Here is a 17,122-nt window from a genome sequence, read left to right as displayed (position 1 = left end):
TAGAAAAACAACTAATAGAATAAAATAATTTTATATTTTTAAACTACTTTTTAGACACCTTTTTGAGTTCATTTATACTGCTCACTTTTATCCAGAATTAGGTGCTCACTTTATCCAGAATATCCACTGTCGGGGTAAATTACAATCAGGTAGTAAAGATTTTATATCAAAAATTTTCCGAAAAGAAAGCTTCAGCATATCTGTACAAACTCGAAAAGCAGACAATAGAATTAGCTGTTTTATCCAAAAAGATAGTACAGCTCACAGAGGAATTTGAAGAAAAGTACATTACAAAACCTTGATATAACAGCGAAATTTCAAGAAATATTAGTCTACAGACGTGTTTAATTCGCGTACAATGTATGAAACATGATTTTCAGTGTGCCATATATAAAGAATTGATAAGATACATCGGTAAGATTTTATTAATTGCTGTTTATCGAAAAAACACCTTTCGGTTATGTTCTAGCCAAGCTTTAATTATTGAAATTGCTGTAAGCCTGCAATTTTCGCTTAGTATATTATGACTTTAAAAGACAAAGAGTACCAGTGGCACTATAAACGTCATAGCTTCAAACATGCCTAATTATATTTATTAAAATAAATATAATTAGGTGTATCAGTAAAGATCGTGAAAGCGGTCTTTTACAGTTTAAAGCAGGAGGTGCAAGATGAGAAATGAAGAAACCGATAAAATAAAAATCACTATAGGTAGGGGCTTAATAGAGCCACATGCCAAAAATATAAATATAAAGCTTGAACAAAGAGAGAGCGTCTCTGGCAATGAGAAAGAAAGAGCCGAAAAGAATCAGGTGAAATTAACGATTGAAGAATTAAGAAGCTGTAAAGGTTTTGAAACAATTTCAGAATCTGAGGGTCAGGAAATAATTGAAAGCCTGTTTCAATTAGCAGTAATAGTTTATAATTTTTAAAACTAAGAATATGAGTATTGAAAATTTCAAAAAATTTCAAAAAGAAAAACTAACTCAAAAAGATGTGGTAAAAGAAATTTGGGGCTACACTCGGGTAAGCTCTAAACTGCAGTTAGTAAATAATAGTCTGGAAGAACAGCGAAGTGAAATAGTTCAGTTCGCATCTAGGAATGGCTATACACTTAAAAATATACTTGGAGGTACTTATGAAAGCGCCTCGGGAGATTTCACAAGAAAAGAGTTTACAAAACTGCTGGAAGAAGTTAAAAGCTCAAAGCAGAAACCTTTCGCTATTGCTATCAAATTTATCAGCAGGTTCTCCAGAACAGGGGGCAACGCTATAACGATTGTACATGAACTAGTGGATAAATTGGGTGTTCATTTGATCGAGACTTCATCAGGACTCTGCACCAATGATGAATACAGTAAATTAGATATTTACAGCAAGCTTTTGGATGCCAGAAGGGAAAACATGGACAGATTGGAGAAAACAATTCCTGGCATGAAAGCACTGCTAAGGTCAGGTAACTGGCTTGGCAAAGCTCCCAGAGGCTATACAATGCGAGGAAGAAAAGTTGGGGATTATGCCTTAATGCAGGACACGCAGTCTATTACAATCAATAAGGAAGGAGAGGTTTTAAAAAAGGCATGGAAATGGAAACTTGCAGGGGAAAGAGATTATGTGATCAGACAGAAACTTGAGAAATTGAATTTGATTATTTCAAAACAAGGTATTGGTTCTATGTGGCGAAACCCATTTTATTGCGGGATCTTAGTTAATGCATTAATTGAAGAACCAGTGAAAGGAAACTGGGCAGGGATAGTTAGTGAAGAAGATTTCCTGAAAGTTGATAATATGCTTTCGGAAAACAACGTAATTGCAGTTAAAGAATATTGTAAAACTAAAGTCAATGAGTTTCGACCCCTTACAGGATTTTTAAGGTGCGAGTGTGGTTGCTTGCTTACAAGTTATGAGGTTCGAAAAAAGAAAGCGCATTATTATAAATGCCAAAAATGTAAAAATGCCAGTTTTAATGCTCTTACCACTCAAAAATCAAAAATGGAAGGTTTGAATGATTCTTTCGAAAGATTATTGTCAAAGTATACATTAAACTCAAAATTTGTAGAGCCTTTTAAAATACAGTTAAATAAATTCTTTGATGCTGTGAACGCAGAGGCTAAAGAGGAAACGAAAAGCTTACTTCTAAAGAAAAAAGATATTGAAACTAAAATTGAGAATTTGGATAAACGCTATTTTGAGAATACGAATTTTGGAGATGATAAATACAATAGATATGCGATTCAGTTTGAAACCGAATTAAAGATGATTGAAAGCCAGATATACTCCAATGCCAAAAAAATATCTAACCACAACAGACATATCGATAAGGTAGTAGAAAAAGTCTCTAACATCAGTAAATACTGGAGAGAAGGAGATATTGAGAGTAAAATCAGGATTCAAAACTTGGTATTTCCAGAGGGATTGTCAATTAGGGCAGAAAACAGGCAGTATCTAACCGATAAAGTGAACCTTGTTTTTGGGTTGGTCTCAACATTTACAGGGCTTGAGAGAGATTGTAAAAAACAAAAAACCCATCAAAATTTTGATGGGTTATTCTCTGTAGCGGGAACAGGACTCGAACCTGTGACCTTCGGGTTATGAGCCCGACGAGCTGCCTACTGCTCTATCCCGCGATGTTTCGGGTGCAAAGATACACAGTAATTACTGTTTTGCAAAGAAATTTCGGAATTATTTTTAAATTTCGGCTTTTTTGTTGTAAATGTTTAAATAATAGGGCTTTAAATATTGAAACTGTAATAGCTAAATTTTATAATCCAGTAATTCAGAGTAGGGATCGCCTTTTAAACCTAATAAAAAAGCAAATGCAGGTTCGGTTTTATAGCCATTTTGTTTGAGTTTAATGATTTCTAATCTGAAGTTTTCGTCTTTTGATTGTAGAATTTCATGTTCAATGATCATGTGTTTGTAACCATTTTGATTTTTGGTGGGAATATTTTGTCCAAAAATTTCAATTTCAAAATCATTTATTTTAAAATTAGCGATAACAGATTCCGTTTCATTAATGATTGCTTCTCTAATTGTGAAATCAATTTCTCTTTCAAAAAAGGAATGCAACTTTTCTATAAAGTCAGTTTTGTTTGTCCAATAACAAATAATATCCAAATCGCTGTTTTCTATATCAATATTGATAGGAATTGTTCCAACCAAAATAGGATCGAACTCAGCGAGATTTGATACCATTTTATTTTTGCTTAAAACCTCAAAAGCATGAATCTGTTTTTGACTTCCGTTTTTTAAATATTCAATAGTGCTGAAATCGATCATTTAGTATAATGTTTAAGATTTTGAAACATTTAATCTGCAAAAGCAATAAGTCCGCTTTTTCTGTGTTCAGCGGTACTAAGTATTTGCTTTAGTTGTTCTACATCAGTATCTTTTTGTGTTTCTTGCTTGATGCAGTGTTCAAAAATTTGCTTTATGATTGGAGTATTCCATCTAAAATCTGAATAATAATCATAATTGTTATCGATGATTTTTTTCGTCTTTAAATTTTGAAATATTTTATGGTCAAGATTGCCAATAAATTCCAGATCTGATGGTGATTCTGGCGTAATTTGTTCGTCATGTATAAGATAGAAGTCTACCATAATTTATACTTTATTTCTTATTATAATTTTTCTCTTCCTTAATCTCGTCTTCGATTCTTTTTATTAATATTGATTTTAGCATTGGTAAAAACATAAATAGTCGTTTGGTATTCACGTGTGTATTTATTGGTTATTTCGCCTACAATTTACAAGACTGAATAACCCCAAGCCAAATGATTTGCCTGATCCAAATGCAGATATTCGTCACGCTGTAAATCATATCCAGGACTTATTAAAATATATTGTAAAACAAATTTCAGAAGAATAAATCCTGTCAAAATTATTGTTTTCTGGGTAATCGGGCTTTGGTTTGTTGGGTTGTTAATGGTTTGGCTAATTTATAATTTATTTTGAGTTTACAATTAGACAAATTAGACTCTTATATGTCACAAAATAAAAAAGCCTCAGATTTCTCTGAAGCTACTTTATAAAATTTCAATAGTAAGAATTGAAATATTGTGGAATTTGGAATTTGTTTTTCTTAGAATTTTAAAACATTTATTCCTCTAAAGCTGTTTCAAACTCCATATGATCAATCGTTTCAACTTCTGCCTGAGCAGGTTTTGAAGCTTTTAATGCATTGAATCTTTCTAATTGTTCTGTTTCTCCTTCTTCACCGCTAAAATATGGGAAAACATCCATGATTGGCGATTCAGAAACTGCCGGAATAGAATATTCGCCCATTGTGCTTTGCATTACATGAAGCGTATTGTCATAAGCTTCTCTCACATCATTTGCCTGAACTAACAAATACATATTCGATTTTCTTTCTTTACCGCTTTCTTCGTCGTAAGCCATTAAAGAAACTTTTGATTTAAACCAACGATCGGCGTTTTCAAAAGGATGAATTTCAGCATAATTAGCCACTTTTATATTCGTGATTTTAAATTCTTCACTAATATAAGCCGCCATTTCTTCATTTATTCTTTTCTCCGCTTCTGTGTAGGATAAAGCATCAACCAAATAAGGTTCGGTTAAAACTTTTTGTCCGCCAGTTTCATCAGTTTTTCTATATTTTACTTTGCATTCGTACCAAGTTGCGCTCATCTCTATAATTTTTAAGGATGTCAAAGATAGATTTTACAGGAAAATAAATTCTTAAATCTCAAAATAGATATTCACAATTTAAATTACATTTTGGTAAGGTGTTGAAAGTTAGATTTGTATCAAAAGTTAATGTTTTGTGCGTGATGAATATTTATAAATTGATAGAGAATTTCTAATTTGTCAAAATTTACTAAATTGAACTATTTAATTGAAATATGAAGAATCTAAAATCGAGTCAAATTCATTTCATTAAATATTTTATTCATTCAACTAAAACCTTTTCGTAAATTTTATTTATGTTTGCTAAATCGATTTAGCAATTATTAAAACTTCTTCTGACTTATGAAAAATATACTTTTTATCTGCTTTTTATTTATTATTTCGAATTCATTTTTAAATGCGCAGGAACTAAAATCTCCTGACGGAAATTTGACTTTGACCTTCAAATTAAATAATGACGGAACGCCTGTTTATTCTTTAAATTATAAAAAAAGAGAAGTTATAAAGGAAAGCAAATTAGGCTTTATTATAAAGTCGGATATAATTATGAATCGGGATTTTAAAATTACTGAAACAAAATTTCAATCAGAAAACAGTACATGGAAACCGGTTTTAGGTGAACAAAAAGAAATTCAGAATCAGTACAATGAATTAAAAGCAAATCTTGTTCAGGAGAAAAGTAAGCGAAAAATTTCAATTTATTTCCGATTGTTTAATGACGGATTAGGGTTTCGATATGAATTTCCGGTACAGGATAATTTGCGCCATTTTATCATTCAGGAAGAAACTACCGAGTTTAATTTAACCGGCGATCATAAACTTTTCTGGATTCCGGGCGATTATGATACGAACGAATATAGTTATACGACTTCAAAAATATCCGAGATGCAATCTTTGGTTTACAATGCGACTCACGTTCCTCTTGCGGCACAAGCAACGATTAAAAATTTAGCCACTCAAACGCCTTTAATGATCAAGACAAATGATGGGCTTTACATTAATATTCACGAAGCAGCTTTAAAAAATTATCCGGCAATGTGCCTGAATGTCGATGATAAAACATATTCGTTGAGTTCACATCTTGTTCCTGATGCTGTGGGAAATAAAGGATATATCCAAACGGGAAGTTTTACGCCGTGGCGCACAATTGTGGTGAGTGACGATGCTAAAAATATTCTGGCTTCAAAAATGATTTTAAATCTTAACGAACCTTGCGCTTTTGAAGATACTTCGTGGATTAAACCTGTAAAATATATTGGTGTCTGGTGGGAATATTTTACCGGCGGAGGATCGACTTGGGCATATTCTGACAATCAGGATGTTGTAATTGGTAAGACAGATTTTGCTAAATTAAAACCAAATAATACCCACGGAGCAAATACAAAACATGTAAAAGAATATATTGATTTTGCTTCAAAAAATGGTTTCGATGCTGTTTTGGTCGAAGGCTGGAACGAAGGCTGGGAAGATAATACGGCTTTTAAAAAAGAACGTATTTATAGTTTTACAAAAGCATATCCGGATTTTGATGTGAAAGATTTAAGTGATTATGCCAGTAAAAAGAATGTCAAAATTATTATGCATCATGAAACCACATCGTCAACTGCTGAATATGAGCGACAATTAAATGACGCCTTAAATTTCATGACTGATAATAATTACAATGCTGTAAAAACAGGATATGTTGGACCAATTATTCCAAGAGGCGAACATCACGATGGTCAGCAAATGGTGAATCATTATACTTATGTCGCACAACAAGCTGCGAAACACAAGATTATGGTAGATTCACACGAAGCAGTTCGTCCAACGGGTTTACACAGAACATATCCTAACTGGTTTGCTCAGGAATCAGCGCGAGGAACCGAGTTTGAATCTATGGAAGGAATTCATCCGGATCACACCACAATTTTGCCTTTTACCCGTTTAATGGGTGGTCCGATGGACTATACACCGGGAATTTTTCAGGGTGATTTATCATTTTACGGAGATAAAAAAAATAAGTTAAGTACAACATTGGTCAAGCAATTGGCATTGTATGTTACAATGTATAGTCCGTTGCAAATGGCTGCCGATTTACCTGAGAATTATATTCGTTTTAATGATGCATTTCAGTTTATAAAAGATGTTGCGTTAGATTGGGATGAAACATATATCCTTGAAGCTGAGCCGGGAGATTATATCACAATTGCCAGAAAAACCAAAGGAAAACAAGAATGGTTCGTAGGCGGAATCACAGATGAAAATGCACGAACGGCAATAATTGATTTTAGTTTTCTACCTGCGGGAAAATCATTTACAGCAATTATTTATGAAGATGGAAAAACGGCAGATTATAAAACTAATCCGCAATCGTACAATATTCGAAAAATGACTGTGAATAGTAAAACGAAATTAAAGCAAAAATTAGCTGCAAGTGGTGGAGTTGCAATTTCGATAAAATGAAAAATGTGAAACGGCACGCGGATGACACTGATTCGCTAAAGCCAAAACACGGATAAACACAGATTTTTTCCTTCTGGTATTGGTCTAAAAAAATTTGCTTAATCTGCTAAATCTGCGTGAAAAAAAGTTTACCCACAGATTTCAAGAATTAAAATAATTTGAATTAGACACGTTTATTATTTAAATGAGTTAAATTAATTAGTGGGAATTCGTGTAATTCGTTGCCTGTTCGCCATCGGCTCGGGCGTTGCGAAAAATTATTAAAAAAAGTTTTCTCGCAGATTTTGCAGATCAGGCAGATTTTTTTAAGCTTCGAAAGAAATTCGAGAAATTCGTGTAATTCGTGGCAAAAAAAACACATACAGATAAGTAAATATTTAAATCATTTGAATCTGTAGCAAAAAAATAAGATCTTAATTAAACAAAACTAAATATGAATACAAAAGTTTACCCTTTACAGTTTGAACCAATCCTAAAAGACAGAATCTGGGGTGGAGAAAAATTAAAAACAATCCTGAATAAACCTATCGTTTCTGAAATTACAGGAGAAAGTTGGGAATTGTCAACTGTAGAAGGAGATGTAAGCGTTATTGCAAATGGCGAATTAAAAGGAAAATCGTTAACAGAATTAATCGATCAGGCACCAAACGAAATTTTAGGTACTGCAGTTTATAAAAGATTTGGGAATCAGTTTCCTTTATTATTTAAATATCTGGATGCGCGCGAAGATTTATCGATCCAGGTTCATCCCAATGATAAATTAGCAAAAGAACGTCATAACTCTTTTGGTAAAACCGAAATGTGGTACGTAATGCAGGCTGATGATGATGCAAGAATCATTGTAGGTTTTAAAGAAGATTCAAGCAGAGAAGAATATCTGAAACATTTAAATGACAAAACCTTGGTTTCGATTTTAGATGATGTTAAAGCAAAAGCCGGTGATGTTTTCTTTTTAGAAACCGGAACAGTTCACGCGATAGGAGCAGGATTAGTTGTGGCAGAGATTCAGCAAACATCTGATATAACGTATCGTTTGTATGATTTTGATAGAAAAGATGCTCAGGGAAATACCAGAGAATTACATGTTGATTTGGCTCTTGATGCTATTAATTACAATAAAGTAGATACACATAAAAAATATGAAACTACTCCAAATACATCCAATGTAATTGTTGATTGTCCTTATTTTACAACGAATATTATTCCGCTTGACGGAAAAATTGATGGCAATAAAAACGGAGATACTTTTACGGTTTATATGTGTATTGAAGGTTCATTTGAAATTAGATATGAAAACGTAAACTATATGTATAGAAAAGGCGATACGGTTTTAATTCCTGCTGATATGCGCAGTTATGTGTTAGAAGGTTCAGCATCGATTTTAGAAGTTTATATTTCGTAAAGCCGGAAAAAGTCGCAAAGTAATGAAGTGGGAAATTCAAAAACTTTGCGACTTTAAATTATAGTTGCTGATTATTCATATTAAAAGTTTTAAATCGATTTGAATTCCTTTAAAATGATTAATACTAAAATTACCCGTTATTGCTGATGATTGTATTTGTATTTAGCATTAAAAAAATGATATGTTTAAAAAAATAATTACAAAATCGTTTTAGTAATTATTTTTATATATATTTGTGATATAATTAACAATAGCTTAATAAAAAAATTAACTTCCCTAATGAAAAAGATTACTATCAAGGATATTGCCACACAGGCGCAAGTGTCTATATCTACTGTATCTTTTGTCATTAACGATAAGGGGGAGAAAATGGGGATTAGCCCGGCGGTAATTAAAAAGGTGCAGGAAGTTGCTGAAAAGTTGAACTACAGACCTAGCATGATTGCGACAAGCCTGAGAACCGGAAAAACAAGATCTATTGGGTTAATAGTTGAAGATATTTCGAATCAGTTCTTTGCAGATCTTGCCAGAGTTATTGAGGATGAGGCTAAAAGAATTGATTACAGGGTTTTTTATTGCAGTACAGGCGGAGATGATGAGCGTTCGGCAGAATTGGTTCACAGTCTTTTACAAGCAAATGTTGATGGTTTTATTATTACACCAACTGAAAATCTGGAAGATAGCATTGATCTACTTTTAAAACTGAAAAAACCTGTTGTATTAATTGACAGATATTTTCCCGGACAAAGAGTAAGTCATGTGGTTATGGATAATTATGAAGCTTCAAACACGGCTACAAAATTTATAATCAGTAAAGGATGTAAAAATATTGCTGTTGTGAATAACAAATCTGAAATGATTCAGATGAAGCTGAGAGAAGATGGCTGCAGAGATGCTTTAAAAGAAGCAGATATGTACAATCCATCTCTTGTGCTTCATATGGATTATTACAGTACCGAAGAAAACAGAATTGCAACGATAGTTGATTTCTTAAAAAAGAATCCCAATATTGATGCTGTTATATTTTTAACAAATTATATGGGGCTTGCGGGGCTTCAAGCTTTTAAAGGAATGGGGATCAGAATTCCTGAAGATATTTCGGTGATTAGTTTTGACGACCATGATAGTTTTAAATTGCATTCACCGGCAATTACAGTTGTTGCCCAGCCCATTGAAGATATTGCTGTTAAATCAATACAATTATTGATGAGCCAAATGACGGATATGGGAAAATTTGAAGTAGAAAAAAGTCTTAAAAGAGGCAAATTGATTGTTAGAGAATCAGTTTAATTCAAAGACAAATTTTAAAATAAAAAGAAAAGAAACGATCCGTTTTTTTTTACCCGTTTTATTAAATCGTTTTAGTAGAGTTTAGGCAAATGAAGTGAAAATTCAGTAATTTTTTTGACCTGTTTACTATATCGATTTCTTGAAACAAAGTAGGAATACATGACTATTAAACCATAGTATTTATGAGGTGGAGATCTCTGAATACCATATTGAATTGAGTTCGAATTTTATTAATTATTAAAAAAAATCACGTTAAACAAAATCAAAACAAATAACCAAAAAAAAATGCTTATGAAACGAATATTGGCAGTGTTAGGGATGGTATTGTTAAGCAGCTTAGGTGCTGTGGCGCAAAACCGATTGATAACAGGCATAGTGGCTGATGCAGAGAATAAGGGAATTATTGCTGCATCGATTGAGGTTCAGGGAAAACCATTTAGCGCAATTACAGACGCTGAAGGCCGATTTAAAATGAATGTTCCGGAAGGAAAAGTGACATTAAATGTGTCTTCTATGGGTTTTGGATCAAAACAAGTAGTACTTCAGGAAAATGAAAACAGAGTTTCGGTTATATTAATTGAAAACACACAGGAATTAAAAGATGTTGTGGTAACTTCATTTGGAGTTAAAAAACAAAAGAAAAGTTTAGGATATGCAGTTGGAGAATTAAAAGGAGAGGAACTGACAAAGAACAAGGAAATCAACTTAGGAAATGCCCTTCAGGGAAAAATTGCCGGAGTTAACGTTTCTGCGCCGGTTTCAGGACCATCAGGTTCCAGCCGTGTTGTAATTCGTGGAGCAACATCGGCCTCCGGACTTAACCAGCCTTTGTATGTTGTAGATGGTATCCCGATTGATAACAGCCAGCAAGGAAATGCAGGAATGTATGGTGGAGCTGATAAAGGAGACGGAATGTCGTCTTTCAATCCGGATGATATTGCTTCGATGTCAGTATTAAAAGGTAGTGCTGCTTCGGCTCTTTACGGGTACAGAGGATCAAATGGTGTTATCTTGATTACGACTAAAAAAGGAAAAAGCGGAACAGGAATTGGGGTAGATTTTAGTACAAATTCTACATTTAATACACCTGTAAGCCTTTTACACTGGCAAGATCAATATGGAGCTGGAGCACCTGTAAATGGTGTAGCTACAAGATATAGTGATTTACAAGAACTTAGAGATTCATATTATTTTGCATGGGGAGATAAATACGACGGAACGCCTTCTCTTGCACTTGACGGAACTACTAAACCATATCAGGCATACGGTAAGGATAATGTTAAAAACTTTTATAGAACAGGATATTCTTATAGTAATACTTTAGCAATTTCTGGTGGAAATGAAACGACTAACTTCAGATTGTCTTTCGGAAACACTAAAGATGAGTCTATTTTACCTGGAACTAACTTTGGCAGAAATAATATTGCTTTGAGTTTAAATTCGGCTGTAAACAAAAAAATCAGCGTAGAAACTAATGCTCAATATGTTACAGAAAAAAGTCATAACAGACCTTATTTAAATGACTCTCCAAGAAATGCATCTTTCCCAACAACTTTTTTGACTCCGGGAACGGATATTAGATCGATAAGTAATGCGTATGATGAAAATGGAGGTGAAGCAGATTATTTTGGTGGAAATAATTATCAGACTAATCCATATTTTGCAACTCAACAAGATTTGAATGATGACCTTAGAAAACGCTTTATTGGTTCTGCTAAAGTGAATTATAATATTACAGATAAAATTTATGCAAAAGGGGTTATTGGTATTGATGATCTTAATTATGAATATACTGAAATTGAGCCTACCGGAATCAATTATAGTCTTGGAGGATCTTATGAAAACAGAGTAGAAAGCCGTTCAGAATATAATGCGTCTGGTTATTTAGGATACAAAGGTGATATTGCAAAAGACCTTTCTTTAGATGCTTTCGTTGGAGCTAACCGTCAACATAACAGATACAGCGGTATAAAAATGAAAGGAAATAATTTTATTGTTCCGTTCAAATATTTCTACGGAAATACGCAGCCGGTACAAAGTGATAAATTGTTTTCAGAAAGTGAAGTAAACTCTCTTTTTTATTCTGCTGATTTAGGATACAAAGATTTCTTATATGTAAGTTTAACAGGACGTGAAGATTGGTTCTCTACTTTAGATCCATCAAGCAACAGTACTTTTTACCCATCTGTAAGTACAAGTTTTATTTATTCTGAAGTAATTAAATTACCAGAATGGATGTCTTACGGAAAGTTAAGAGCAGGTTGGGGTAACGTAGGAGGAGCTTTGCCGGATGCTTATGCTTTAGCATTGACTTATACTGCGCCAGACGGACAAACTGATGCTCAGGGACAACCAATTTTAGGAGTGAATGGAGAAACAGTTCCTAACAGAACTTTAAAACCATATAATGTAAGTACAATCGAATTTGGTTTCGAAAATACATTCTTCAATAACAGAGTAAGTACAGATTTGACTTTCTATCAAAAGAAAACTACAAATGATATTACTGATGCTGATATTTCTCAGGCTTCAGGTTACAGAACTACAAAAATCAATGTAGGTGAAATCATGAATAAAGGGGTTGAATTTGCAGTAAATGTAAAAGCAGTAAAAACGCCAAATTTCACTTGGAATGTAGGATATAATTTTGCTTATAATAATAGTGAAGTGCTTAATCTTTCGGATAAAATCACAACAAAATCATTAGAAGGAAACAGAGATGCAAGAGCTTCTGTGGTTTTAGAAAAAGGACAGCCTTTTGGAGTAATCAAAGCCTATGATTATTTAAGAGATGCACAAGGAAATGTTGTATTAGATACAAATGGAAAATTCATGAGAGGCGATTTAATCATTGCCGGACAAGGTGTTGCGCCAACTTCAATGGGACTTTCAAATGATTTCTCTTATAAAAATTTCACACTTTCAATTTTTGTAGATGCTAAATTTGGAGGAGAAATCTACTCAGCTACAAACCAGTTAGGAACACGTTACGGATTATCTGAGCAAACACTTCCGGGTCGTGAAGGAGGAGTTGCTGTATCAGGTACAGATGTTAACGGAAATCCTGTAAACACAACAGTTTCTGCATACGATTACTGGAGAAGTTATAGTGATGTGACATCAAATTTTGTATATGATGCTGATTTTGTAAAGTTAAGAGCAATTTCTTTTAGCTATAATTTCCCAAAAACATATTTGTCAAAAACTCCGTTTCAGGCAATTAGTTTAGCATTTTCTGCTCATAATTTATGGACAATTTACGACAAAGTGCCAAACATTGACCCAGAGTCAAACTATTCAAATAGTAATGCACAAGGTCTTGAAAGAGCTTCTATGCCTTTGACAAGAAACTACGGTGTAACTCTTAATGTCAAATTTTAATAATTGAAAGATGAAAAATAAATTTATAAAAATATTCTGTATCGCAATTGTTGGTGCAATGACATTAACTTCATGCGATAAAGGATTCGAGGAAATGAATACGAATCCAAACGCTTTGACAGATCCTGCTGTAAAATCAATGTATACACTTGCGGAGATTTATGTTGACGGACAAGATTTTTCTAATACAAGAGGAAATAATTATTACGCAGCACAAATAGTACAACAATTCTCTTCATTAGGAGGTCCGGGTTCAAAATATACCTATTCGTCTGAATATTCAGGTTCTCTTTTTGGAGAATCATACGGAAAAGGATTGAATCAGATTTTTCAATTACTGTCTGTTGTAAAAGACACGCCGGAAAACTCAAATATGATTCAGTCTCTTAGAATCATGAAAGTATTGATGTTTCAAAAGCTGACAGATACTTATGGTGAAATTCCTTATTTCGAAGCAGGAAAAGGATATAACGGAAATGTTTTTGCCCCAAAATATGACACACAAGAAGCGATCTACAACGACCTTTTAAAAGAATTAGACGAAGCCGGTGACGCTCTTGATGCCAATAAAGCATTTGTAGGCAACGCTGATTTATATTATCAAAGTGATGTTGCAAAATGGAAAAAACTTGCTAACTCTTTAATGTTGAGAGTGGCAATGCGTTTATCAAAAGTAAACCCTGCAAAAGCCCAGCAATATGTTGAAAAAGCAGTTGCCAAAGGAGTTTTTACATCAAATGATGATAGCCTTGTTTTAAAACATGATGCAGGTCCGGCGGGAGTTAAAACAAACCCGATCACGTCTTCATGGGTTAGAAATGATTTGAATGGAGGAGATGGAAATGTAAAATTCAGTAAAACATATATTGATTTCCTGAAAAATAATAATGATCCACGTTTAAGAATCTATGCAAAATTAGAAGCAACGGGAGACAACTCTCCTGCAAGCCAGCAAGGTTTAGCAAATGATGCGAAAGAATTTGCGGGTGGAGATAAAAAATTATTCTCAGATCCTAATACTTCAACAGTATTACGTTTAGATGCACCAACTTTAATTATGTCTTATGCTGAGGTAAAATTTATAATGGCAGAAGCAGCAGTAAAAGGCTGGAACGTTGGCGGAAGCGCTCAAGTACATTATGAAGGCGGAGTAAAAGCAGCAATGGATATCCTGACTATTTTTGGAGATAAAGTACCAGCCGTTTCAACTGCTGAATACAACACTTATATCGCGGCTCATCCGTTTAAAATTGCTGGAACCGAAGCTGAAAAAATCGAACAAATTATTACTCAAAAATGGGTTGTATTGTTGTTCAACGGTTTTGAAGCATTTTCAGAATACAGAAGAACCGGATATCCGGCAATTGTTCCTGTAAATGATCCTACCGGAGAAACAAAAGGAACCGTTCCTAGAAGATTAATTTATGATCAGTCAGAGTTAATAACAAATGCTGCTAATTATAAAGAAGCAATATCACGTCAGGGGTTGGATTTAATGACAACCAGAATTTGGTGGGATAAACAATAATTAATTTGGTTAGGTTAGTTTTAAATAAGTCGGGTGCGATACCTGTCACCCGGCTTATTTTCTATTTTGATTTTCATTAAATTACAAGTTGATATCAAAGAAAGTTCAGCTGTTTTAAACCCCTTTTTTTCGCAACAGACAAAATTGCTTTTGCTGAAAAAGATGGAATTACTTCAAAAGACTGAATTGATAGCTGTTTTTAATTTTTATAAGAATAAGATAGAAGCTAATCCCGATAGCTATCGGGACTACAATCAAAAATCTAAAATTAAGTTAGGCAGTCGCAAATAGGGAAATGATTTCCGGATATTTTGTTAGTTACTTTTATTCTCTAATAAAAAACTAAAAGAGAAGGAATAGTGATAAAAGTCAATTCTCCTTCTCAACCTGCCAGCGATAAAAAATATAAATTTATTATTCGGTTAGAATGAAGTATAAAAAAAGATTTTATTGGTTTGTTTGCGTTTGTCTCGCCAATTTTTCATTGTCGTCAAATGCTCAAAACATAGACTTGAAAACCGGCTGGGAATATCGGGAAACCAAAACTGTAAAATGGTATCCAGCAACAGTTCCGGGAGAGATTCATACAGATTTGTTGAATAACAAATTAATTCCGGATCCGTTTTACAGAGATAATGAAAAAAAACTGGTTTGGATCGAAAAGAAAGACTGGGAATATAAAACCACTTTTAAAGTAAGTCCGGCAACTCTAAATAAAAAAAATGCCGAATTAGTTTTTGACGGATTAGATACTTATGCAACCGTTTACCTTAACAATCAACTGGTTTTAAAAGCAGATAATATGTTTCGTCAATGGCGGGTTGATGTTAAAAAACTAATTAAATCAGGAAATAATGATTTGGTTGTCGTTTTTAAATCGGCACAAAATGTAGTCGATTCCCTTGCCAAAAAAGATTTCCCGTTTGTGATTCCGGACAATCCACGTGCTTATGTGCGTAAAGCGCAATATCATTTTGGATGGGATTGGGGACCAAAATTCACCACTTGCGGAATCTGGAAAACACCTCGATTAGAAGCATACGACAAAAAAACGCCTGAGAAACCTTATGTATTAGATCGCAAAATCGAACTCGTACAACAACCGGATAATCTGGGTAAAACATTCTATTTTAAAATCGATGGAAAACCGGTTTACATGAAAGGCGCGAATTATATTCCTTCAGATGCATTTCTTTCCAGAGTGACAAAAAAAGAATATGAAAAAGTAATCGGAATGGCAAAAGATGCCAATATGAATATGCTTCGTGTTTGGGGCGGAGGAATTTATGAAGACGATTATTTCTATGATTTATGCGATAAAAACGGAATCTATGTCTGGCAGGATTTTATGTTTGCCGGAACAATGATACCGGGAGATGATGCTTTTTTTGACAATGTAAAAAAAGAAGTTCAGTATCAGGTAAAACGTTTACGCCATCATAAAAGTATTGTTTTGTGGTGCGGAAACAATGAAATTGATGAAGCTTTTAAAGATTGGGGCTGGCAAAAAAGCATGAAAATGTCCAAACAGGATTCCACAAGATTATGGAAAGATTACGTTCGTTTGTTTCAGGATTCCATTCCAAAATGGGTAAAAGAAGTCGATACTAAACGACCGTATATAAGTTCATCACCATTATTTCATTGGTCGAGAGAAAAAAGTATTACCGAAGGAGACAGCCATTATTGGGGAACCTGGTGGGGATTAGAAGATGTAGAAAAGGTTCAGGAAAAAACAGGACGTTTTGTGAGCGAATACGGAATGCAGGCAATGCCAACATATTCTTCAATTGAAAAATTTACTTTGCCGGAAGACCGATATTTATATTCCGATATTTTGCAGGCACATCAAAAAGCCGGAAAGGGATTCCTGAAATTAGATTCGTATCTTAACCGATATTTCATTGATTCGACCAAAATAAAGAAAATGAATGTGGAGGATTATTCGTATCTCACGCAATGTTTACAATATTATTCCCTTAAAAATATTATAGGAATTCACCGTTCAAAAGCGCCTTATAATATGGGAACATTAGTCTGGCAACTCAACGATTGCTGGCCTGTAGCAAGCTGGAGCGTAACCGATTATTATGACCGACAGCCCAAAGCAGCCTGGTACGCCATGAAAGAAGCTTATCGTGATGATAAAACTCCCGAAATTGATTTAACACGTCCCATAAATTTAAAATTAGAAGACCCAAAAATCACTTTTGAAATAAAAGGGAACAAACTGATTTTGAAAGCGTCAAAATTCGCAAAATATGTAAACGTTTCCATAAAAGGATACACCGGAAAATGGAGCGACAATTATTTCGATTTAAAAGCCGGAGAAGAAAAAGTAATCACGTTTGAAGGCAAAATAGCAAAACCGGAGATTAGGGTTTATTCTCTATATGAAGTTTTAGGAAGGTACTAAGTTTTTAAGGT

11 protein-coding genes, 1 tRNA gene and 1 pseudogene are annotated in these 17,122 nt (G+C 33.8%); 9 read left to right on the top strand and 4 right to left on the bottom strand.

From position 1 onward, the window contains the following. Positions 1 to 113 precede the first annotated feature (113 nt). The 3 genes and pseudogenes from KHA90_RS25525 to KHA90_RS25875 all read left to right on the top strand — a co-directional run. Positions 114 to 302, top strand: a pseudogene (locus KHA90_RS25525) (plasmid mobilization protein); the annotation flags it as partial. 369 nt (positions 303 to 671) lie between these two features. Beyond that, complete coding sequence (locus KHA90_RS22675) at positions 672 to 932, top strand: hypothetical protein (RefSeq protein WP_213307082.1); 261 nt, start codon at positions 672 to 674, stop codon at positions 930 to 932. Positions 933 to 942: 10 nt separating this feature from the next. Continuing rightward, positions 943 to 2,595, top strand: coding sequence for a recombinase family protein (locus KHA90_RS25875; protein WP_379785135.1), 1,653 nt, complete (start codon positions 943 to 945; stop codon positions 2,593 to 2,595). On the opposite strand, the gene KHA90_RS22665 is transcribed toward KHA90_RS25875, so the two are convergent. From KHA90_RS22665 to KHA90_RS22650, 4 genes are all read right to left on the bottom strand, one after another. Continuing rightward, positions 2,555 to 2,627: transfer RNA gene (locus KHA90_RS22665), tRNA-Met, on the bottom strand. The genes KHA90_RS25875 and KHA90_RS22665 overlap by 41 nt on opposite strands. 127 nt (positions 2,628 to 2,754) lie before the next feature. Beyond that, entirely contained in the window at positions 2,755 to 3,279 is a 525-nt protein-coding gene (locus KHA90_RS22660) for a DUF4269 domain-containing protein (protein WP_213307079.1), read from the bottom strand. A 29-nt stretch (positions 3,280 to 3,308) separates the two neighbouring features. Then, the gene (locus KHA90_RS22655; RefSeq protein WP_213307076.1) at positions 3,309 to 3,602 is read right to left on the bottom strand and encodes a hypothetical protein; all 294 of its coding nucleotides are present in this window, start codon (positions 3,600 to 3,602) and stop codon (positions 3,309 to 3,311) included. Between the two features lie 498 nt (positions 3,603 to 4,100). Further along, complete coding sequence (locus KHA90_RS22650) at positions 4,101 to 4,649, bottom strand: DUF4494 domain-containing protein (RefSeq protein ID WP_213307073.1); 549 nt, start codon at positions 4,647 to 4,649, stop codon at positions 4,101 to 4,103. A 342-nt stretch (positions 4,650 to 4,991) separates the two neighbouring features. Here KHA90_RS22650 and KHA90_RS22645 point away from each other — a divergent pair, with 342 nt between their 5' ends. The 6 genes from KHA90_RS22645 to KHA90_RS22620 all read left to right on the top strand — a co-directional run bounded on the left by KHA90_RS22645 (position 4,992) and on the right by KHA90_RS22620 (position 17,111). Further along, complete coding sequence (locus KHA90_RS22645; RefSeq protein WP_213307070.1) at positions 4,992 to 7,094, top strand: glycoside hydrolase family 97 protein; 2,103 nt, start codon at positions 4,992 to 4,994, stop codon at positions 7,092 to 7,094. Positions 7,095 to 7,527: 433 nt separating this feature from the next. Then, positions 7,528 to 8,496: a type I phosphomannose isomerase catalytic subunit gene (locus KHA90_RS22640; protein WP_213307067.1), complete on the top strand. Its 969-nt coding sequence runs from the start codon at positions 7,528 to 7,530 to the stop codon at positions 8,494 to 8,496. 279 nt (positions 8,497 to 8,775) lie between these two features. Continuing rightward, entirely contained in the window at positions 8,776 to 9,786 is a 1,011-nt protein-coding gene (locus KHA90_RS22635) for a LacI family DNA-binding transcriptional regulator (protein WP_213307064.1), read from the top strand. A gap of 291 nt (positions 9,787 to 10,077) precedes the next feature. After that, the gene (locus KHA90_RS22630; RefSeq protein WP_244860541.1) at positions 10,078 to 13,167 is read left to right on the top strand and encodes a SusC/RagA family TonB-linked outer membrane protein; all 3,090 of its coding nucleotides are present in this window, start codon (positions 10,078 to 10,080) and stop codon (positions 13,165 to 13,167) included. 10 nt (positions 13,168 to 13,177) lie between these two features. Then, positions 13,178 to 14,695, top strand: a complete 1,518-nt coding sequence (locus tag KHA90_RS22625) for a SusD/RagB family nutrient-binding outer membrane lipoprotein (RefSeq protein ID WP_213307058.1) — start codon at positions 13,178 to 13,180, stop codon at positions 14,693 to 14,695. A gap of 511 nt (positions 14,696 to 15,206) precedes the next feature. Next, positions 15,207 to 17,111, top strand: coding sequence for a beta-mannosidase (locus KHA90_RS22620; RefSeq protein WP_244860539.1), 1,905 nt, complete (start codon positions 15,207 to 15,209; stop codon positions 17,109 to 17,111). Positions 17,112 to 17,122 lie beyond the last annotated feature (11 nt).

Source organism: Flavobacterium psychroterrae, assembly GCF_018380615.1.
In the GTDB taxonomy this organism is placed as follows: Bacteria; Bacteroidota; Bacteroidia; order Flavobacteriales; family Flavobacteriaceae; genus Flavobacterium; species Flavobacterium psychroterrae.
Note: the sequence above shows the minus strand (reverse complement) of the source record. Positions and strands in the feature narration are given on the sequence as shown.